Source organism: Paenibacillus sp. 10L310 (genome assembly GCF_056395745.1).
Genome location: NZ_JBFTKC010000003.1, coordinates 486,371 through 506,905 on the forward strand (window position 1 = coordinate 486,371; position 20,535 = coordinate 506,905).

Below are 20,535 nucleotides of genomic sequence, written 5' to 3' on the forward strand. Positions count from 1 at the left end.
CATTAATTTATTTTTCGTTTTCGGGTGGTGACACGTTCCTTATCTTTCCTGATTTGGGACGTTTTCATACGTTTTTTCCCTTCCCTGCATATGTCCAGCAATGGACAGATATGACACGCAGGGTTCTGTGCCTTGCAATGGTAGCGTCCAAAAAATATAAACCGGTGGTGAGTTAAAGTCCACTCGTCCCGGGGTACGCGCTTCATTAGTTTCTTTTCGACTTCAAGTACGGAGTCATCCCAACCTGCAAGCGCCAGCCGCTTGGATACACGTTCAACATGAGTATCTACCGCAATTGCCGGTACTCCAAACGCATTGGAAACAACTACATTCGCGGTTTTCCGCCCGACACCTGGTAGCGTCACAAGCTGATCATGTTCCTGCGGTACATCACCGCCATACTGCTCTATTAAAATTCGGCACATGTTCTGAATATGCTTGGCCTTGTTCCGGTACAAACCGATTCGCCGAATATCCTGTTCCAACTCTTCGAGAGGAACTGCCAGATAATCTGCTGGGCTTCTGTACTTCTGGAACAGATCTGCGGTTACCTTGTTCACCGTTTCATCGGTGCACTGGGCAGACAAAAGGACAGCTACCGTCAATTCAAATGCATTGCTGTGATTTAATTCGCAATGTGCATCAGGAAACATTGCTTCCATAGTTTCGAGTATATGTCTAACCGTCGCTGCATTCATGAAGAGCTACCTCCCACAAAATGACTCCACTCTGCGGAGCCTTACTTCGAAGCTTCATCCGAGTACTTTGCGGGGACCTCAAAAAGCTTGCAAAAAAAACGTCTTGATGCGGGAAAGATCCCGTATCAAGACGGTCATTCTTTTGATCCTCGAAAAGAAACGATTACTGTTTTTGAATCTCCAGAATAACATTGTTCAGGAGATACAATACAATATTATCATTATCTCTGAGAGATTGCACGCTTAAAGTATTGTCACCCTGGTGAACAAATACACTTGATCCGAGTGCAAAACGATAGTTTGTGTCTGCTGTCGTTTCCCGTTTAACCAAAATCTGGTTACCAACGCCATCATAAGACCAGAATTGTTTGCTCATGACAGTTAGTACTCTGAAGCGTGTGGAATTATCCGTATCTTTTGTCATTTCCACACGATCTCCGACCGTAAGACTAGTCAGTGAAGTTAATGTGGAGCCAGATTTTACGACTTTAACCGAACCGCTAACAGGCACGGTTTCAGTCTGGCCGTTAAACTGTTTGAGCGTTACAGATGAAGCATCCACCGCTGTAACCTCAGCCAGCGTACGCTTCACGACTTGAACCGCTTTTGGCGTAGCTCCTTCAAACGTTACATTAATCAGGTTGCCTGCTGTCAGTTGTGAAGGCGTGATCGTCTGACCACTCTCTCCTGTCAGTACGGCTTGATCCACGTAGAACTGACTTGTCAACAGATCGGATTTTACTCGAATACGACTATTTGCTTCCAAGGCAACCACTTCGAATTGAGCCACAGTGTTCAGTGAAACCTTCTGCACTACATCCTGATTTGCTCCAAGCGTTACGGTCACTTTGTCACCAATCTTCAAATCTCCCAGACTTGCGCCCGATTTGTTATAGATCTCAACCGTAGGTAAGGTAGTATAAGGCACTGTAATCGTCTGATTACCAGACAACACACTGATTTTTCTGCCCGTTGTGTCAATGTTGCTGATCGTACCTTCATACTTGTAAATCACTTTAACGGACAACGCACGTGTTCCCACATAGGTCAGATCCAATTTGCGACCATCATTTAAAATCGACTCCAGACCAGCGAGTGTAGGTTTGGTCGTATTGTAGTCCAGTTTGGTTTTTTCGTCCAATGTAAATACAAACGGTTTTTTGTTGTTGTCCAGTACGGTAAGTACCTTTGTTTTGCTGTTGTAAGATACAACCGTTACTCCGTTCATAGGTTCCATTTGACGTCCAATCACCTGAATACGTGTTACCTGATCGTCAGAGTTCAATGACAACTCCACCTGATCCCCGTTCGTTGCATCCGTGATGAGATCATTTAGCGTCGCATCCTGAATACCATTAATAATAACTTCCGGCTTTTCAGTCAGCAGTTTCGCCTCAAGGGAACCCCCTTCACGTTTGAACGTTAACGTGGACTGGTTGCCACCGATCTCAACCAATGTTCCGCGCACAGATTGCTCCACACCTTGAGACAATGTGATAGTTTGCAAAACACTGTCCTTTACGGTGTATTTCACGGCACTGCCGGCTTTGAGATCAGCCACTGACATGATACGGTTTTGATATGTGATAAGCAGATTGTCATTGTATGCAAACTGCTCTGTTGCACCCGCTGCATTGACAAGTTTGATCGTTTTGCCAGAAGTGGATACTTCAGCAACTACGCCATTGTCACTCTTGTTAACAATGCCGGATTTCACACGAATAGCAACTGTTTTTTTGTCAGTCGAGAACGTCTCACGCTGTACTTCGATGATGCTATCTGCCGTAATATCGGACAGTTTGATTGCATTACCATTCTGATCGATGAATGCAGTTGCCTCATCATAACTGTACGTTTCGTAATTCTCGCCCACAAAGATACCAATTTTATTACCAGACAATGAACGTGCAAATGTACCTTCAACACTTTCCACCTGCGGTGTAGCATCAACAACTTCCACATAGGAAGCCCCACCTGCAGAACCTACAACCATAACTTTTGTATACAGCTTCACATCTGTGGCGGAAGCACGAGTTTCACTGTCTTTCGTAAAGTAAGGCGTACTGCTGTTCACTGCGAAGTTAACGGCTTTGCCGTCCACAACCAGCGTGATCTGCCCATCTTTCAATCCTGTCACATAACCCGTGGATGTGTTCGGGTACGTTGTATCCGTTAACGATTCACCACGACTGAAGAAGGTAGCCAGTTGAGCACGGGTTACGGAACCAGTTGGATTGAATTTGTTGCCTTCAACACCTTTGGCCAGATCCAGGCTAACAGCCAGATTGACATAACCTTTACCACTTTCGGAAATACTTGCATTATCAGCAAATCCGGTAGATTGATTGTTTTGTGCCTTCGCTTCAGCATCCTTATCCAATGAACGGATTAACAATTTTGTAATCCATTCCCGTGAAGCCGGCTTTTGACCCCAGGAGGTCTTGGATACATCCACCGTTGATTCTTCCGTTTTGTCAATCAGTCCCAGTTGAAGTGCCAGCGCGACATATGGCTTGAAATAATTTCCCACTTCCATGTTTGTCGGTAATGCCGCAGCCGTGTCGGTATTCAACTGGCCCTCTTGATTCATAAAACGGATTGCCATTGTTACAGCTTCTTGCTGTGTTACCGCGTCTCCTGGACGGAACAGGCCGTTGTTACCGAGAAGAATACCTTGATATGCCAGTTTGTACACATGTTTCTCAGCCCAGTATCCGACCTTGATGTCACTGAACAAACCAGTTGGTGCAGCCGTATTTGTTATTGCAGCAGTCTGACCCTGCCCCGTTTCTGTTGATTCTGCTGCCATGGCAGCTCCGCCGGCGCTAAGGGCCATCATGCCTGCAAGCACGGCTGATACTACTTTTTTAGAGTGTGATGTATGGTTATATTTAAAAGTCACCTATGATTCCCCTCTCTCATGTAAAACGACCCATATTCCGTGGATTCCCGGTACAACAGCATGCTGTACAGCCTATTCGGATCTTGTCATTGGATGTTCAAGATCCACATGGCCCATCAGACTCTCCGTCTGCTGACCATCCACCAGTAAATCAAGTGATTTTACTTCATCAAACTGGAAGAACGTTTGTTTTAGAGCATCCAGTGCATAAGACTCTCCACCTGCTCCAAGACGTGCCGTATCTGGCATATGAATATCCAGCGTAAGAGCTCCATCCTTGAACTGAACAGACTTCAATTCAATTTCTTTAGACCACAGCGGAACCAGTTTAGCGTCTTTGCTCTGTTGCAGTGATTCAAAGGCAGCTTTATATTTGGCATCATCCGATGCGTATGAAATCTCTGCCGAAGCTTTGTGCAACTCCAGTTCTTCTTCATCCGTATAGAATACAGTGATCGTTTTCTTTTCATTACTTTCGGAAGTTGCCGGCTTCTCCGTAGACGTTTCGCTTGGCGGAGTAGTTGTAGTCTCTTCCTCCGAACTGCCTTCCGTCGATTCTGTAGGCGTTGTATTCTCTTCAGGCTCAGCAGTTACCGGTTCAGTAATTGTTTCGCCTTCAACCTCGGTTACATTGTTTTCAGTTCCTGCGCCTTGCGTCTGATTCGGAGCAGCTGTTGGCTTGCTTCCACATCCAGCAGCAACTGCCATAACCGTTACCAGCAAGGCTGCAATCCATATTTTCTTGTTCATTCTAACTCCGCCTCCTCAACATAAGGGCTTGTCCCTTATTTAATTCCCAGATACTCCTTGATTCCTGCAACAATCCCTTTGGCAACACTGTTCTGGAAACTCTCAGTGAACAGGGCTGCTTCGTCGCTCTTATTGCTAAGGAATCCACCTTCCAGCAGAACTGCTGGCATTGTCGTTTCACGGGTCACATGGAGACTTGCCGTTTTCACTCCACGATCTTTCAGTCCGGAAGACTGTAAAAGATACTTGTGCATCACTGTAGCAAGTGCTTTGCTGTTGGAGCGTGTATAGAATGTCTCTACACCGTTCGCAGCAGTAGGGCCACTGTTAGCATGAATGGAGATGAAAATATCCGCTTTTATGTCTTGTGCAATCTTCACACGTTCTTTCAATGCCAAAAATGTATCATCGCTGCGCGTTAACACAACGTCAATTTTGGATTCTTTTTTCAACAAGGCTTCCACTTTCAGAGCCATTGCCAGATTGAAGTCTTTTTCACGTTTACCAGTTACACCGATTGCGCCAGGATCCTGATCTCCGTGACCTGCATCGATAACGACAACTTTTTTGCCATTATTACCAACTGGAGGGGCAGGTGTACCACTTTGATTGTCGAGGTTAATCATAACCAGTCCGGAATCATTTTGCACACTGTACCCTTTTGAACTGGACAGATCGATTACAAAACGAATTGTAGATGGACTGTTGCTGTATAACGAGTAACGAATCTTCGACACATCCGGATAGCCGCTAACGACGAGTTGTCCATTCTGGTTGCTGTCTAGAGCCTGTCCTTCACTGAACGAATCAGCAAATGCGGTATTCGGCAAGTCTATAACGATTCGATCTGGTCCTGTCATCGTGAAGACGTTCGGCTTCGTACTTCCGCTTGTTGCAATCATGAAGCGGTTGTCGCTGAAGCTGATGCCGTTCACCAGTACAAGACCTTCTTGATCCGATCCTCCGCCTTCATTGCCAGAGTTCGGAGGTGTGGTTGTCCCGTTTCCGGAACCTGAATTCTGGGTAACTAATGTTACCGTCTTCGTGGTATTGTTCCAACCCACCTTAAGACCCATTTCCTCACCAATAAATCGGAGAGGTACGAGCGTAGTACCATTTTTCACGAGTGGCGGGGCATCCAAGTTTACGTTACTGCCGTTCACCGTTGCCGTCTTCTGTCCAACAATCATCTGCATGGCAGTGTTGTCTTTGCTAATAGTCACTGTTTGAGTTTGCTGCTTCCACTCCACGCTATATCCAAGATTTTCGGACACAACCCGGATCGGAACCATCACCTTGCTGTTGATAATTTCCGCTTTTGTATCCGATGGCTGTACGATTTCTTTTCCGTCTAGGATAATTTTCGTGTCTGTTGCTGCGTGACTATAGCCCGGGAATACGAGCCCAAAGACAAATAACAGTACCAAAAAACCGAACTTCTTCATCCTTCACCCCTACCATTCTCATATTTTTTTGCCGCATGTTGTCATTTTCCAACTCCGACTGACCGCTTGGGCATTACCAGACACCTATTAGACGCCCCTCGCTCTCAAAAGTTGCGAATATATTCCAACATAACAGAAAAAAAACGTTGTCAGATCAAGCTTTTTTTACATTTTAATGTCTTCTTTTTTCCTTATTTATCAAATATACATCTCTAAACAACGTAATACCCTAACCTTCATATTTGCGCACAATTCAATTTACAGTCCCAAAAATTCAACAATTCCGTCCACAATCGCCTGTGCACATTTGTCCTGGTATTCTTCCATGAGCATGACTGCTTCATCTGTAGGGTTACTTAAAAAACCAAGTTCAAGTAACACAGCAGGCATGGTTGTTTCACGCGTCACATGCAGACTAGCCGTTTTAACCCCACGATCCTTGAGTCCTGTTACCGGTAACACATATTTGTGAAGAGTGTCAGCCAAAGTTTTGCTTTCTTTACGACTGTAGAGCGTTTCAATACCGTTTGGTACCGGTGTAGTGAATTTGTTTCCATGAATGGATACAAAAACATCTGCCTGATTCCATTCAGCAATATCCACACGCTGTTTGAGCGAAAGTTCTGTATCATCCTGGCGTGTAATGACCGTTTGAATATTTGGGTATTTTTGAAGGGTTGCCTGTACCTTCAGTCCTACAGCCAGATTGAAATCCTTCTCATAAGCTCCTGACAAACTCACTGCACCCGATTGACGACCACCATGTCCCGGATCAATGACCACAATCGTTTTGCCATCATTGGTAGGTACTGCCGGTTGGCTTGTCGGTTCTCCACTCGTGGCTGTCAGGTCAACGAGCAAGACATTGTTATCTCCAACAGACCATTTGGCTGTAGCCGTCTGATTCAGATCCAGAACGACACGCACGGTAGAAGGCGATTTACTGAACATGGCATACCGAACTTTGGAAACTATGGATGAATCCGTAACGAGAATCTGTCCACTCCCATCCGGGTTAGAGGCTTGTCCCTGAATGAATTCCTCAGAAAATGTCGCTGAAGGCAGATCAACAATAATTCGGTCTGGCCCACCAATACTGGATACTTTGGGGCTAATATTACCGTTTGTTGCTACAATCAAGCGATCTCCGCTGAAGCTGATGCCTTGAAGCTCTGTCAAACCATCCGGGACAGGTGCCTCGACGGGGTCACTGTCACCTTCCGTTTCAACTACGGGAGGAATACTAAATAGGCTTACTGTCTTGGTTCCATTGTCCCAGCCAACACGCAGACCCATGCCTTCCCCAACAAAGCGTAACGGAACAAGCGTAGTTCCCTGTTTGATCAGTGGGGGCGAATCCAAGTTCACCACGTTTCCATTCACTGTAGCTGCATCTTTGCCAGCCGTCATTTGAATCATGCTGTTTCCTTTTTGAACCTGGACTGACTGAGTTTCCTTCTCCCACTTCACCTTATAACCCAGGTTCTCGGATACAATTCGAATTGGAACCATGACCGTTTTCCCAATATTCTCTGCAGGTGCACCCGTCTGCTGGTTAATGGTTACACCGTCGAGTACAATCGAGGGAGTGGTGTCTGCATGGGCCATGACTGGGAATAAACATAGGAACAGAAGAAAAACGACTGCTGCCGACCATTTTTTCATAACTCATCCACCATTCTTTTTGTCTTTTGAACATCCGACCTGATTCTCTGCAGCGTAACATCAATGACAATATGTAACCTTCCATAATCTACTAATCAGTTTATCAGATATTGTCTGATCATCCGGTTACAACGTTGTCATATTTAGTCGGAAACTGAGTGGCAAAAAGGTTACTTTCTCCATTCGTCCAGTACCCGAAATCATATGGAAATTACATTCCTCATCCATTTTTGCTATGCTGAGTTCAAATACTTGAATACAGGAGATTGAGACTTGATGCCTAAAATACTGATCGTGGACGATGAAGCAGATCTTCGAAAGCTACTGACTGATTATTTTGAAATTAACGGATATTCCGTGATGACGGCCAAGGACAGCAGGGAAGCGCTGCGGAAAGTGGAAAAACAACCCGATCTCGTTTTGTTAGATATCAACATGCCTGAACAGAACGGCCTTCAATTATGTGAAAAAATTCGCGACTTTGTCTCTTGCCCTATCTTATTCTTAACGGCTCGAATCGAAGATGCTGATAAAATAGCGGGATTTCGTGCCGGAGGCGATGACTATATCCTGAAACCTTTCAGCATTCGCGAGTTGGGCGCCAGGGTCGAAGCACATATACGCAGGGAACAACGAATCCAAACTAAATCTTCGGTAAGGTTTAACAATGAATTGGTCATTGATTATACGGCCAGGGAGCTCTACTACCTGGATAAGCGAATTTCACTGCCCAAAAAAGAGTTTGATATTGTCGAATTGCTGTCCACGCATCCTGATATGGTGTTTGGAAAGGAACGCATATACGAAAAGATTTGGGGCATGGACGAGCAAGGTGACAGTAACGTCATCGCAGAGCATATACGGCGGATTCGCTACAAATTAAAGGAATACGGCTGTGATAATCAAATCGAGACCGTTTGGGGAGTAGGGTACAAATGGCCAAGTTCATGACTAGACTCCTGTTTTTAAAGCGATTGTCCTTGCTACAATCTTTTATGCTGTTGTGTGTGGTCACACTCATTGCCGTGCTTGCCGTTATAACTATGGAGTTTGCTTGGGCGGAGAACCTGCGGCTGCGTTTCGGAGAAACGGATTGGGTGATGCCCTCCCTCGTCACGGCGGTTCTGCTCACCGTAGCGACTGGTATTGTCACCATGGCCGTTCTATTTTACAGATGGAAGCTAAAACGTCCGCTGGAGCTATTAAAACGAGCATCCAAGAACATTTCGGCCAACGATCTAGACTTCCGCATTTCCTATGACAGCCAGGATGAGATGGGCGAGCTGATCGCGCTATTTGAAAACATGCGCTCACAATTGGAAAAAAACCTTAAGACACTTTGGCGTTCGGTTGAAGAGCGCAAGCAGATCAATGCTATTTTTGCCCATGATCTGAGAACACCCCTGTCCGTGTTAAAAGGAAACGCCGAGCTTCTCTCCACCTATCTTCCTGAGAAGAAGTTGTCGGAAGAATAGGTGCTGGACTTGATCCATACTATGAACCTTCACATCTTGCGTCTGGAGAGTTATGCAGAGGCCATGAACTCCATTCAGAGGCTGGAGGATGTGCCGTTGAACATCCAATCGATGGATACGATTTCATTGACGGCTTTGCTGGATGGCAGCGCTGAACAAATCGCGAAACAGTTCGGTATACGTTTCGTCTCATCCGTGGAATATGATAATGCCTCAGTACATGTAGATCCCTATCTCGTCATGCAGATTTTCGAGAATATAGTGGCTAATGGGGCGAGATACGCAACCAGTCAAGTGAACGTCCATTATGACGTTCAGGGAGGCATTATGAAGATTACCGTCTCAGAGGACGGTACTGGTTTCTCTGACGAAGCCCTGAGTAAGGCTATACTCCCTTTTTACCGAGGCGAAGTATGGGATGCGAGCGAACATCGCGGGCTGGGCCTTTACGTTTGCAAGGTGTTTTGCGAAAAACATGAAGGTAGTCTTCAGATTGCAAACGGTCCTAACGGAGGTGGAAGCGTCACGGCAAGTATTGGGACCCAAGTTGATAAATAGTTGAAAATGATCTGATAACATCTCCTTATCTTGAATTCAAGGAGTGTTATCATGCTAAAACTAAAAAAAAGAATGTATATCACAATTAGCTGTTTGTTGTTATGTACCGGGTGGGCGTCCCCCTTATCCGCCAATGAAGCCAGAGACAGGACAGAAGTGCTGCAGGAGATCGACGAATATATGAATCGGAGCATGAAGGCCAATTACATTAAGGCTGCTTCACTGGCGATTGCCAATAACGATGAGGTCTTTTACGCAAAAGGCTACGGGACATTGGCGGACGGCCAGAAGGTTACGGGCAACACCCCTTTTCCCATTGCTTCACTAAGCAAGTCCTTTACTGCATTAGCCGTTCTGCAGCTGGTGGACAAGGGTCAGATCGACTTGGATGCGACTTACGCTTCCTATTTTCCAGAGCTTTCTCCACAGGACCCCCACGTTCTTGATATCACGGTCCGTCATTTACTGAATCAGACAAGTGGTCTCAATGACAAGATTAATCCCGATATGACAAAGACTCCGCAATTCCAATCACTGGCTGAAGCGAACCAATTATTAAACACGGTTCAACTTGCCCATTTCCCCGGAACAGCCTACAGCTATCATAATCCCAATTACGTGCTTCTGGCGAACCTCGTGGACAGTGTTAGCGGAGAGCGCTTTTCGGATTATCTGAAAAAACATATTTTTGAACCGTTAGGAATGAATCATACCTTCAGTGTCAATACAACGCAGCAATTCTATGAGAATAATACTATCCCGCTAGGACATTACCTGAGCTTGGGACGCGCTATAAGTCAATCCGAACCGCTTTGGTTCATTGAGGGTCCCGCCGGCATCGTTTCAACCGCAGAGGACATGTCCCTATGGATGCTTTCCCAATATAATGGCCGCCTCGTTTCCCCTGTGCTGATGAAACAATATCATGCCTCAGGAGCGATCGGTCCGTACGGCATGGGCTGGCTTGCAAACCAAGATGCGTCTAACGGCCAAACGATCTCCCACAGCGGCATTTTCTGGACCTACAAGTCCGAAGAACAGGTTTATTTGAACGAGCAAATGGGCATTGCCGTAATGTTTAATTCTGGTATAAACGCTTATGTGAATTACTCTTCATTTATTGATGGAATAGCGGACATTATGAGGGGGCAGGAACCCCAAACCTCTTTTGTAAACGGTCGGAATATGGAAATGATTATGATTGCACTGATCATCGCTACGCTTGCATGGGGCATCTACGTCTATTTTCGCATACTTCGGAAAAACAACCGCCTAACGATCAGCAAATTGATTATGATCACGGTTGGTAGACTGATCCCGGTTCTAATTCTCTTATCTCTGTCCCCCTTGGTTACGTTTATCGGCGGAGGACGTGTGCTACCTTGGTTTGGCATCTGGACTACCCTATCAACTCCAATCATATGGCTTATGGTATGGTCACTTGTGAATTTCGTGCATTTGGCTTGTTATATCTACGTCTATTTTCAGAATACAAAAAACGCCCCATTGGAGCTACCTCAGTAATCGATTTTTAGGTTCCTCTATTTAGTCGGCTGTTATAGTATCTGTTGAAATATTCCACCAAGAAAAATCAGGAGTTCTATGTATAGCTGACTTATTAAGCTAATTTACTTCTGAAATTACAAAAAGCTTCTGTCTCACCGATGGGAACAAGGTGCCTTTGGCGAGCAGAAGCTTTCTGTTATGCAATACTTTAACGATTAACCGAACAGTTTTGCCGCGTGGCGTTGTTCGTAAGCAGCGATTTCATCATCATGTTGAAGTGTCAGACCGATATCATCCAATCCTTGCAACAGGAATTGACGACGGTGCTCATCCAGATCAAAATCGATATGCAGTCCGTATGCATCAGTAATCGTTTTGTTTTCCAGATTTACATTCATCTCATAGCCTTCATGTGTCGCTGTACGTTGGAACAAGTCTTCTACTTGCTCTTCTGACAACTTGATTGGCAAGATTCCGTTCTTAAAGCAGTTATTATAGAAGATGTCTGCATAAGATGGAGCGATGACACAACGGAATCCATAGTCCAAAATCGCCCATGGCGCATGCTCACGGGAAGATCCACAGCCAAAATTGGCACGTGAGATCAGGATGGATGCCCCTTCATAACGAGGTTTGTTCATTTCGAAGGAAGCATTATTGTTGCCCTCTTCATCAAAACGCCATTCATAGAACAAAAATTGTCCAAATCCGGTACGTTCAATCCGTTTCAGGAACTGTTTCGGAATGATTGCGTCTGTATCTACATTGACCCGGTCTACCGGTGCAACGATGCCTTGTAATGTTTTGAATTCTTCCATATTAAACGTTCTCCCTTCTGTCTGTTATAGATTAGATCGCTGCTTCTGTTTTGAAATTCCAGTCCCGTACGTCCACAAAGTGACCCTTAACCGCTGCTGCTGCTGCCATTGCCGGAGATACCAGATGCGTACGTCCTCCGCGTCCTTGGCGTCCTTCAAAGTTACGGTTGGAAGTCGAAGCACAACGTTGTCCTGGCTTCAATACATCCGGGTTCATCGCCAGACACATACTGCATCCCGCATCACGCCATTCAAATCCGGCTTCCGTAAAGATTTTATCCAAACCTTCTTGTTCAGCCTGAATTTTAACACGTCCTGAGCCTGGTACAACAATTGCTGTAACCTGACTGGATACCGTGTGACCTTTAGCCACTTGTGCTGCTGCACGCAGATCTTCGATCCGTCCGTTGGTGCAAGAACCGATAAATACATAATCAATTGGAATCTCGGCGATTGGTGTTCCCGGTTCAAGTCCCATATATTCAAGCGCTTTTTCAGCCGCTTTGCGTTCGTTTTCTGTAGGCAATTCAGCCGGAACAGGAACTTTCGAAGAAATGTCGGTTCCCATACCTGGGCTTGTTCCCCATGTCACTTGCGGAATCAATGTCTCTACATCGATTTCAACCATATGGTCGAACTCGGCACCTTCATCGGTTACAAGCTGTTTCCAACCTGCTACAGCTTCGTCGAATTTGGCATCCGCTGGTACGTATTCACGTCCACGCAGATATTCAAATGTTGTTTCATCCGGAGCGATCAATCCTGCTCTTGCTCCACCTTCGATGGACATGTTGCAGACCGTCATACGCTCTTCCATGCTCAACTCACGGATGGATTCGCCTGTGTACTCAATAACATAACCTGTTGCAAAGTCTGTACCGTATTTGGCGATGACTGCGAGGATCATGTCTTTTGCGGTTACACCCGGGTTACGTTTGCCGACAAAACGAACTTCCATCGTTTTGGCTTTTGCTTGTTGCAAACATTGAGTTGCCATAACGTGCTCAACTTCACTTGTTCCGATTCCGAATGCCAGTGCGCCAAACGCACCGTGTGTGGATGTATGACTGTCACCACATACAATCGTTTTACCCGGGTGAGTCAGACCCAGTTCAGGTCCCATAACGTGTACAACGCCTTGATCAATCGTGTCCAGATCATACAATTTCACGCCGAAATCACGGCAGTTTTGCGAAAGTGTATCAATTTGTTGTTTGGAGATAGGATCTGTAATGTTGAAACGGTCTTTCGTTGGAACGTTGTGGTCCATTGTTGCAAATGTCAGTTCAGGGCGACGAACTTTACGTCCACTGAGACGAAGACCTTCAAATGCCTGTGGAGAAGTTACTTCGTGCACCAGATGCAGATCGATATACAGAATGCTTGGTTTGCCTTCTTCTTGATGAATTACGTGATTTTCCCAAATTTTCTCAAACATCGTTTTTTTACTCATCATTTTCACCTCATTATAAGTTCGGTCCTTGGAAGAGCCTCTGTTTTCTTTAAAAAGTGAAGCTCTTGAATGACATAAATATATCACCCTGTCCTTCATTGTTCCAAGATATAATATCTATAGATGTAATAGGTTTAACCTATAACGAGAGAAAGACAAATAAACCACTGCTCATCGCAGAGGTTTCAATTGATAACAATTATCATTATCAGATAAGTCTTATACTACGTTCCCGCCTCTGTGCTGTCAATGCTTTTTATCTAGAACATAAAAAAGCAGCCCTGAATCCAGAGCTGCTTTGCTAGTTTCTGTTATGAAATGAAAAGACGCCTTCTATGAGAGTACTTGTTCGACTACTGTATTACAAACCGTTATTCGCAATCACATCTTTGTACCAATAGAAACTCTTCTTGCGTTTTCTCTCCAGCGTTCCATTGCCGTCATTATCCTGATCTACATAAATAAAGCCATATCGTTTCTCCATCTCTGAAGAAGAATAACTAATCAGATCAATTACTCCCCAACTGGTATAGCCGAGCAGTTCAACACCGTCCAGAATCGCCTCATGCATTTGTTCAATGTGAGAGCGGAAATAATCAATACGATAATCATCCTGAATGCTACCATCCGCTTCAATCGTGTCTACCGCCCCAATTCCATTTTCAACGATAAACAAAGGCACCTCGTAACGACTATACAGTTCATTCAGTGAGATGCGCAGACCTACCGGGTCAATCTGCCAGCCCCAATCATTCGTTTGCAGATACGGGTTCTTCACCCCTCCAGTTGTATTGCCACTCACCTGCTCCAATCGGTCGCCATCCACACTTGAAACCAGGGACATATAATAACTGAATGAGATAAAGTCCACAGTGTGTACTTTCAGAATCTCTTCATCCCCCTCAAGCATATCCAGGTTAATCCCTTTTTCGGCAAAAAACCTCTTCGTAAAGTACGGATACGCTCCACGCACCTGTACATCCGTAAACATAAGATTGAATTGATTATCCCGGGAAGCAACAAGTACGTCTTCGGGATTACATGTATAAGCGTACGTTGTCAGTTTGGTAAGCATACATCCAATCTGGGAACCGGGAATGATCTCATGACAGTATTTCACTGCGAGCGCACTCGCTACAAATTGATGGTGTAACCCCTGATATACAGCCTGCTCCACATTTTCGAAACGCTCCGGCACAATACCACCACTCGTAAACGGATGACGAACAATGCTGTCAATTTCATTAAATGTAATCCAATACTTCACTTTGTCCTTATAACGGGTGAACACGGTTTTACAAAAGTGAACAAAATACTCGACAACTTTCCGATCCGTCCATCCACCATGGTGATTCACCAGATACAACGGCATCTCATAATGCGACAACGTAATTAATGGTTCAATCCCTTGTTTCAGCATGCCATCAATTACGCGGTCATAGAACTGCAAACCGGCTTCATTCGGCTCTGTTTCGTTGCCATTCGGGAAAATTCGGGTCCAAGCAATAGATAAGCGCAACGTTTTGAGACCCATCTCCCCAAACAGGGCCAGATCCTCCTCATAGCGGTGGTAAAAATCAATGCCTCTGCGTTTCGGATATTCTCTGTCCGAGGTAGACTCCATCGCAGTTTTGATCTGTTCTTCATTGATCGCATTATGCTTTTTATACTCACTCTTGGCTACACCTTTTCGATAGATAGCAATGTCGGCTGTAGACAGACCTTTGCCATCCACATTCCACGCTCCTTCTGCCTGATTGGCAGCAATCGCTCCTCCCCATAGAAAATCTTCTGGAAACGTTCTTGTTGTATTGGTCATTGTGTATTCCTCCTTGGATTATCTCTGTAACTCTTTGATTCTTGCTCAATTGCGACTCATGACCCGATTGATATGAATAATCAAATACATCATCTCTTCATTGGAGATCGTATGTTCAAACCGAGCTTCAATATAATCCTTGATTAGCAGTACGCAGGCTTCCTCCTGCGGATATTTATTCGCGATCTGCTCAAAGAGCTCATGATCCTGCGTGTTTAACGTTTTATGTTCAAAAAGCCGTTGAATGAAAAACTGCAAATGGGTCAAAAAGCGTGAATAGTTGATGCTGTGTGTATCCAGCTCCACGTGATAGTGAATTTTGATAATATTGAGTACATCCTTGACGGTATTGGTCATCATCATGACCTGATTCATATTGTCATCATTCTGCTGCGCATTAACGAGATGAAAGGCAATATTCGCCGCTTCCTCTTCAGGCAGGGAGAGTCCAAGCTGTTTTTGAATGAGAGACAGACCATGCAACCCGATACTGAACTCCTGCGGATAGAACTTTTTCACTTCCCACAACATTCGGTTCTGGATCGTCATATTGTCCTTGAATCGCTTCATGGCCATATACAGGTGATCTGTTAAGGCGACATAGAGATGATCACTCAGATGGCGGGACAATGTATGTTTGGCGTGAGAGATGATTTCGTCAGCCAGAATCAGATATTCTTTTGGCGTTTCCTTCATCAGGGCGGTGAGATCCGAAGAGATCGTTTCATTTTCAAGGACATAGATCTTCTCGATCTCATCCTCGCCCACGACATCTCCCGGTTTGCTCCTGTAGCCGATGCCCTTTCCCATCACAATAATTTCCTTGTCATCCTCAACACGTCTGGCAAGAACAATGCTCGAATTCAGTATTTTTATGACTTCCATATCAGGCTGCCTGCCTTTCATTCATATTTCAGCGAGTTATAACACCGTAATTAATGGTTTCCCCGGTCCTGTTGTCGCCGCAGTTTCATTGCCCAGTATCTCCAGATAATCTGATGAATTGGTCACAATTACAGGGGTCGTCGTGTCATAACCTGCGGCTTGTATAGCTTCAAGATCAAATTCAATCAGGAGTTGACCATGAGAGATCTGTTCTCCTTCATTCACTTTTACATCAAAATGCTGGCCTTTCAGTTTCACCGTATCCAATCCGACATGAATCAGAATTTCTACACCTTCTACCGATCTCAGACCGATGGAATGTTTAGTGCGGAACACCGTCTCAACGGTACCATCAAACGGGGCAAACACCTTGCCAACACTTGGCTGAATGGCCATACCTTGTCCCATGGCTTCTTGCGAGAAGGCCTCGTCCTTCACCTCTCTTAATGGCAGAACTTTACCTTCCAATGGAGCAAAAACGATCTTTTTCGATTTGATCCCTTTGGATGGCTGGATTTCAGATTCGCCTCTCGCTTTGTTTGTAGGACTGCCTGCTATCGACACTGCTGTTGGAACAACATCCTGAAATCCAATGACATATACAGCGACAAACGCGACAATGGCAGAGATCAGCATGGTAATGATCGCATAGATAATATTCATATGATCTTCACTGATAAACATAGGCATAGATGCAATCCCCGGACCCACGGCAGCATATGCCTTGAGATTCACAATACCTGCGAACAACCCAGCGACTCCGGCGCCGATCATGCAGGCAAACAGCGTTTTCTTGAGCCTTAAATGTACACCGTAGAGAGCAGGTTCCGTGATACCGAATACACCTGAAATTCCTGCAGACAAAGCGACTTGTTTCAGCTTGATGTCTTTGGTTTTGAATGACACCGCCAGTGCGCCTGCTCCCTGCGCCATATTGGATGCCAGCATCGCGACCAGCACCAGTGTTTCATATCCAGGTGAAGCCAAGGCTGCGAAAATAATGGGATAAAATACTTTATGCATACCGAACATGACAATCAGAGGCATCAGTATAGCCATAATGACAACGGTCAACCATCCAATCTTATCCTGAATCCAATAGATCAGGTTGGACATTCCCGTTCCGAGATACATCCCCAGAGGTCCAAGTACAATCAGGGCAACTGGAGCAACAATGAGAATAACAATCAAAGGTTTAAGGAAAATTTTGACTGGTCCTGGTGAGATCTTGTCCGCGAACTTTTCAATGTAAGACATGAACCAGACCGTTAAAATAATCGGTACCACGGATGTCGCATATTGAACGGATGCAACAGGTATGCCAATAAAGGACACCGGATCTTCACCGCCAAGTAGACCAATCATATTCGGGTGTAACATGATTCCACCAAACAGAACGGCAACAAAGGGGTTCGTTTTAAATCTATTTGCACTGGAATAGGCCAGTAGAATCGGAAGAAAGTAAAAGGCAGCATCAGACATGACACTCAAAACGGTATATGTCTGGCTCTCTTTAGACATCAGGCCGGTCACGGTCGCCAGTAGCAAAAGTGCCTTAAGCATGCCCGAGGCAGCAATGGCTGGGATAATAGGTTGGAAAATGCCTGCAATGACACTGGCAAAAGTATTAAACAGTCCTTTGGGGCTATAATCCGCTTTTTGTTTCTCCTGAATTTCGTTTGATTGCCGAGTATCCATCATCTTGGCAAGTTCATTGTAGACGTACGCGACGTCATTACCGATAATAACCTGATATTGTCCGCCGCTATTCACTGCGCCAATAACACCATCAAGGCTCTTAATTTCTTGGGTCTTCGCCATATCCGGATTCTTCAGGGTAAGTCTGAGCCTGGTAGAGCAATGAATTAACGTGTTGATATTATCATTGCCACCGACCAGCTCCATAATCGATTGGGCTAATTGTTTGTAATTCATGGTGCACCTCCGTTTCTTGATGGGAACAAAAAAAGACCTAAAAAGGGTAGGAAAAGAGAAACTCTTCCCACCCAATCTAGGTCTTGCCTGCCGAACAGTAACACGCCATCGTTGGATGAATGTTATTCAATTATATGAACGAAAAAGAATATGAACATTTGAAATGGTTCTGTGCTAACACTTGAAACTGGTACACATGAAAACGTTGATTTTGTTTTACCCGGGTAAGTGGTTCTTATTAAGCGTTTTCAAATTTAGTATAGCAACTCTTCTGATGGAGTGCAAGCGGTTAAGCGAAATTAATGATTTCTTCATCTGTAATGATATAATGGTGGCATAACGAAAGGAATGACCGATGACGATGGAATTCAGACAACTTCAATATACGCTGCAAATTGCGGCCGAACGCAATTTCTCCCGGGCAGCAGAGAAGCTGCATATTGCTCAACCTTCATTAAGCCAGCAATTATCCAAATTGGAAAAAGAATTGGGTGTGCTGCTGTTTCAGCGTAATACAAGTACCGTGGAGTTAACCCATGCGGGTGTTACGTTTGTCGAGCAAGCCCAGAAGATCGTAGATGCTGTGGAGCTATTGCGTCAGGAAATGTCCGATATCTCCCAGCTTCGCAAAGGTAAAGTCGTTGTAGGCAGCATGCCGATCACGGGCTCACACTTGCTCCCACATGTGCTTCCTGCGTTCCAACAAGCTTATCCCGAGATTGAGGTTACCTTATTGGAAGACTCCGGGCTTACGCTTGAGAAATTGACAGCAAGCGGCAAAGCAGATCTTAGTCTGTTATCTCTTCCTTTACAAGAGCCAAGTCTCGCTTACGTTGCCATTGGAGAGGAAAAGATTGATCTGGCAGTTCCCCCAAATCACCCTTTGGCACGCAGGGCAGATCCGGAACATCCGCTTCCTGTGCGAATTGAAGAGCTTCGGGATGAACCGTTTGTTGTGTTGAAAAAAGGGCAGGGCTTCCGCAAACTTACATTTGATCTCTGTGAGCAGGCTGGTTTTGATCCCCAAGTTGTGTTTGAGAGCACAAATATTGAAACCGTTCAGTCGCTGGTCGCCACTGGTATGGGCATTACACTGGTTCCACGCTTTATCGCCCGTGCGCCGCGCAGTGAGTTCGTGCCTGTGTATGTGCCACTTGCTGAGCCTACTCCTAGCAGAACACTTGTTGTGGCTTATCGTCAAGGCAGAGTGCTGTCGAAGGCAGCCGAAGCATTCATCCATACGTTTCAACAAACCGTGACCGAACTGTCAAAGGGAGACTAAAAAATTTCTCCTATGGGTATGGGTACATTTCATACTGAAACAAAACAAAGGCTTGACCCTTATGGGCCAAGCCTTTGTCATATACTCGTTTCCCGCATCCGCAGGATAGAGTTCTTACATTGCAATCACAGTAACTGGTTACAGTACAATGTTGCTTGTTAAGTTGTTTAGCTACAATGCTAATTTATAATGTTAACGTAGAAAACGTACATAAGAAAACTTCATGTCTGGCGGTTTATTTACGCAAATTACGATCGCTTGTCAGCCTGTTTTGCTGATTCAATACACGGCCTTCGTCCTGAACAGTTGAATCAGGGGGTGATAGCCCTCCTGCTCCATTCTCTAAGAATGCCCTTAAGTGATCTTCCCTTGTGTTATCCTGTTCCAGTCTCCTGAGCGTATCTTTCACATGGTTGTCCATTGATTGATCATCCTCCTTGGTGACGGGATAGTTATCATTACCCGCGTCCTGGAAGAATAAACACTTTTTCTGAAGAATTTTATTTCAGTTTTTATTTTTTGCCAAAATAAACGCCAGGTCGACGGTCTTCAAATACGGGAATACGTCCGCGAACCTCATCTACCAGAGATGGACGAATAATTCCGGTCACGATCTCTTCCCCTTCGCCACCTTCAGCCACAATCTCACCCCAAGGATCAATGATGAGGGAATGTCCGAAAAATTCGGTCTCTCCCCCTTTACCTACACGGTTACATGCGATCACATACATCTGATTCTCAATCGCTCGTGCGGTAAGCAACGTACGCCAGTGGTGCAGACGAGGTTTCGGCCATTCAGCCGGAACAATCAATGCCTTGGCACCATTTAAAGCAAGGGTGCGGGCAAGCTCCGGGAACCGGATGTCATAACAGATCGAAGCACCCGCTGTAAGACCGTTCTGCAATTCAAAAATTTCAGGTTCCGCACCAGGCTGTAAATATTTCTCCTCGTCCATCAGACGGAACAAATGTAATTTATCGTATCGTGTTACCTGTTTTCCTTCACGATCATAAGCGTACATTGTATTGTATATTTGACCATCCCGTTTCTCGGCAATTGAACCGCCAACGATGGAAATTTGATGTTTTTGAGCAAAAGCAGACAGCCATTCCCGAGATTTCTGGCCTTCCGGGTCAGCGAGTTCATGAATTTGAGTCAAAGCGTATCCGGTATTCCACATCTCAGGTAACACAGCCAGCCCCAGATCCGGATATTGTTCTACCGCACGCTTAAGCAACATCTGCATATGTTTATGATTGGCCTCAGGGTCTCCGAGCTGAATATCGCCCTGAATCAGGGCTACACGCATTTCTCCCTGTTGTTTTTCTGTCATGACAAGCACT

General features: G+C 45.1%; 17 protein-coding genes. 5 read left to right on the forward strand and 12 right to left on the reverse strand.

What is annotated here, in order from left to right; all coding sequences use genetic code 11:
* Positions 1–2: 2 nt before the first annotated feature.
* From nth to AC1DE7_RS11215, 5 genes are all read right to left on the reverse strand, one after another.
* Entirely contained in the window at positions 3–698 is a 696-nt protein-coding gene (gene nth, locus AC1DE7_RS11195; RefSeq protein ID WP_036607558.1) for an endonuclease III, read from the reverse strand.
* Positions 699–861: 163 nt separating this feature from the next.
* Entirely contained in the window at positions 862–3,600 is a 2,739-nt protein-coding gene (locus AC1DE7_RS11200; RefSeq protein WP_477534386.1) for an S-layer homology domain-containing protein, read from the reverse strand.
* Positions 3,601–3,672: 72 nt separating this feature from the next.
* Complete coding sequence (locus tag AC1DE7_RS11205) at positions 3,673–4,350, reverse strand: GerMN domain-containing protein (RefSeq protein ID WP_076250035.1); 678 nt, start codon at positions 4,348–4,350, stop codon at positions 3,673–3,675.
* A 35-nt stretch (positions 4,351–4,385) separates the two neighbouring features.
* Positions 4,386–5,795 carry an N-acetylmuramoyl-L-alanine amidase family protein gene (locus AC1DE7_RS11210; protein WP_076250034.1) on the reverse strand — a complete coding sequence of 470 codons (1,410 nt, stop codon included), beginning with the start codon at positions 5,793–5,795 and terminating at the stop codon, positions 4,386–4,388.
* Between the two features lie 258 nt (positions 5,796–6,053).
* Entirely contained in the window at positions 6,054–7,460 is a 1,407-nt protein-coding gene (locus AC1DE7_RS11215; RefSeq protein WP_477534387.1) for an N-acetylmuramoyl-L-alanine amidase, read from the reverse strand.
* Between the two features lie 276 nt (positions 7,461–7,736).
* On the opposite strand from AC1DE7_RS11215, the gene AC1DE7_RS11220 reads away from it, so the two are divergent.
* The 4 genes from AC1DE7_RS11220 to AC1DE7_RS11235 are packed head-to-tail and all read left to right on the forward strand — an operon-like array spanning position 7,737 to position 11,017.
* Positions 7,737–8,411 (forward strand): response regulator transcription factor, encoded by a 675-nt coding sequence (locus AC1DE7_RS11220; protein ID WP_036607568.1) that lies wholly within the window; start codon positions 7,737–7,739, stop codon positions 8,409–8,411.
* Positions 8,396–8,935, forward strand: a complete 540-nt coding sequence (locus AC1DE7_RS11225) for a HAMP domain-containing protein (protein WP_477534388.1) — start codon at positions 8,396–8,398, stop codon at positions 8,933–8,935. Before AC1DE7_RS11220 ends, AC1DE7_RS11225 begins: the two co-directional genes overlap by 16 nt.
* A 21-nt stretch (positions 8,936–8,956) precedes the next feature.
* Positions 8,957–9,493 carry a sensor histidine kinase gene (locus AC1DE7_RS11230; protein ID WP_477534389.1) on the forward strand — a complete coding sequence of 179 codons (537 nt, stop codon included), beginning with the start codon at positions 8,957–8,959 and terminating at the stop codon, positions 9,491–9,493.
* Positions 9,494–9,544: 51 nt separating this feature from the next.
* Complete coding sequence (locus tag AC1DE7_RS11235; protein WP_076250031.1) at positions 9,545–11,017, forward strand: serine hydrolase domain-containing protein; 1,473 nt, start codon at positions 9,545–9,547, stop codon at positions 11,015–11,017.
* Positions 11,018–11,214: 197 nt separating this feature from the next.
* Here the strand turns inward: AC1DE7_RS11235 and leuD are convergent, their stop codons facing one another.
* The 5 genes from leuD to AC1DE7_RS11260 form a co-directional block, all read right to left on the reverse strand.
* A complete protein-coding gene (gene leuD, locus AC1DE7_RS11240; protein ID WP_036607574.1) occupies positions 11,215–11,817 on the reverse strand; it encodes a 3-isopropylmalate dehydratase small subunit in 603 nt (200 codons plus the stop codon).
* 31 nt (positions 11,818–11,848) lie between these two features.
* Entirely contained in the window at positions 11,849–13,270 is a 1,422-nt protein-coding gene (leuC, locus tag AC1DE7_RS11245) for a 3-isopropylmalate dehydratase large subunit (protein WP_074095602.1), read from the reverse strand.
* A gap of 361 nt (positions 13,271–13,631) precedes the next feature.
* Positions 13,632–15,089, reverse strand: a complete 1,458-nt coding sequence (locus tag AC1DE7_RS11250) for a glycoside hydrolase family 1 protein (RefSeq protein ID WP_477534390.1) — start codon at positions 15,087–15,089, stop codon at positions 13,632–13,634.
* Between the two features lie 45 nt (positions 15,090–15,134).
* Positions 15,135–15,974 (reverse strand): BglG family transcription antiterminator LicT, encoded by an 840-nt coding sequence (licT, locus tag AC1DE7_RS11255; protein WP_074095604.1) that lies wholly within the window; start codon positions 15,972–15,974, stop codon positions 15,135–15,137.
* Positions 15,975–16,010: 36 nt separating this feature from the next.
* Positions 16,011–17,909 carry a beta-glucoside-specific PTS transporter subunit IIABC gene (locus AC1DE7_RS11260; protein WP_100527258.1) on the reverse strand — a complete coding sequence of 633 codons (1,899 nt, stop codon included), beginning with the start codon at positions 17,907–17,909 and terminating at the stop codon, positions 16,011–16,013.
* Between the two features lie 361 nt (positions 17,910–18,270).
* Here AC1DE7_RS11260 and AC1DE7_RS11265 point away from each other — a divergent pair, with 361 nt between their 5' ends.
* A complete protein-coding gene (locus tag AC1DE7_RS11265; RefSeq protein WP_076318119.1) occupies positions 18,271–19,191 on the forward strand; it encodes a LysR family transcriptional regulator in 921 nt (306 codons plus the stop codon).
* Positions 19,192–19,426: 235 nt separating this feature from the next.
* Here the strand turns inward: AC1DE7_RS11265 and AC1DE7_RS11270 are convergent, their stop codons facing one another.
* Together AC1DE7_RS11270 and AC1DE7_RS11275 are read right to left on the reverse strand one after the other, a co-directional pair.
* Positions 19,427–19,612 carry a hypothetical protein gene (locus AC1DE7_RS11270; protein WP_340984799.1) on the reverse strand — a complete coding sequence of 62 codons (186 nt, stop codon included), beginning with the start codon at positions 19,610–19,612 and terminating at the stop codon, positions 19,427–19,429.
* A 91-nt stretch (positions 19,613–19,703) separates the two neighbouring features.
* Positions 19,704–20,525: a carbon-nitrogen family hydrolase gene (locus AC1DE7_RS11275; protein ID WP_340984798.1), complete on the reverse strand. Its 822-nt coding sequence runs from the start codon at positions 20,523–20,525 to the stop codon at positions 19,704–19,706.
* Positions 20,526–20,535: the final 10 nt, after the last annotated feature.

Excerpts from the sequence above, each read along its gene's own strand:
- nth (WP_036607558.1), bottom strand. The coding sequence starts at position 698 with ATGAATGCAGCGACGGTTAGACATATACTCGAAACTATGGAAGCAATG.
- AC1DE7_RS11205 (WP_076250035.1), bottom strand. The coding sequence starts at position 4,350 with ATGAACAAGAAAATATGGATTGCAGCCTTGCTGGTAACGGTTATGGCA.
- AC1DE7_RS11210 (WP_076250034.1), bottom strand. The coding sequence starts at position 5,795 with ATGAAGAAGTTCGGTTTTTTGGTACTGTTATTTGTCTTTGGGCTCGTA.
- AC1DE7_RS11215 (WP_477534387.1), bottom strand. The coding sequence starts at position 7,460 with ATGAAAAAATGGTCGGCAGCAGTCGTTTTTCTTCTGTTCCTATGTTTA.
- AC1DE7_RS11220 (WP_036607568.1), top strand. The coding sequence starts at position 7,737 with ATGCCTAAAATACTGATCGTGGACGATGAAGCAGATCTTCGAAAGCTA.
- AC1DE7_RS11225 (WP_477534388.1), top strand. The coding sequence starts at position 8,396 with ATGGCCAAGTTCATGACTAGACTCCTGTTTTTAAAGCGATTGTCCTTG.
- AC1DE7_RS11230 (WP_477534389.1), top strand. The coding sequence starts at position 8,957 with ATGAACCTTCACATCTTGCGTCTGGAGAGTTATGCAGAGGCCATGAAC.
- AC1DE7_RS11235 (WP_076250031.1), top strand. The coding sequence starts at position 9,545 with ATGCTAAAACTAAAAAAAAGAATGTATATCACAATTAGCTGTTTGTTG.
- leuD (WP_036607574.1), bottom strand. The coding sequence starts at position 11,817 with ATGGAAGAATTCAAAACATTACAAGGCATCGTTGCACCGGTAGACCGG.
- leuC (WP_074095602.1), bottom strand. The coding sequence starts at position 13,270 with ATGAGTAAAAAAACGATGTTTGAGAAAATTTGGGAAAATCACGTAATT.
- AC1DE7_RS11250 (WP_477534390.1), bottom strand. The coding sequence starts at position 15,089 with ATGACCAATACAACAAGAACGTTTCCAGAAGATTTTCTATGGGGAGGA.
- licT (WP_074095604.1), bottom strand. The coding sequence starts at position 15,974 with ATGGAAGTCATAAAAATACTGAATTCGAGCATTGTTCTTGCCAGACGT.
- AC1DE7_RS11260 (WP_100527258.1), bottom strand. The coding sequence starts at position 17,909 with ATGAATTACAAACAATTAGCCCAATCGATTATGGAGCTGGTCGGTGGC.
- AC1DE7_RS11265 (WP_076318119.1), top strand. The coding sequence starts at position 18,271 with ATGGAATTCAGACAACTTCAATATACGCTGCAAATTGCGGCCGAACGC.
- AC1DE7_RS11270 (WP_340984799.1), bottom strand. The coding sequence starts at position 19,612 with ATGGACAACCATGTGAAAGATACGCTCAGGAGACTGGAACAGGATAAC.
- AC1DE7_RS11275 (WP_340984798.1), bottom strand. The coding sequence starts at position 20,525 with ATGACAGAAAAACAACAGGGAGAAATGCGTGTAGCCCTGATTCAGGGC.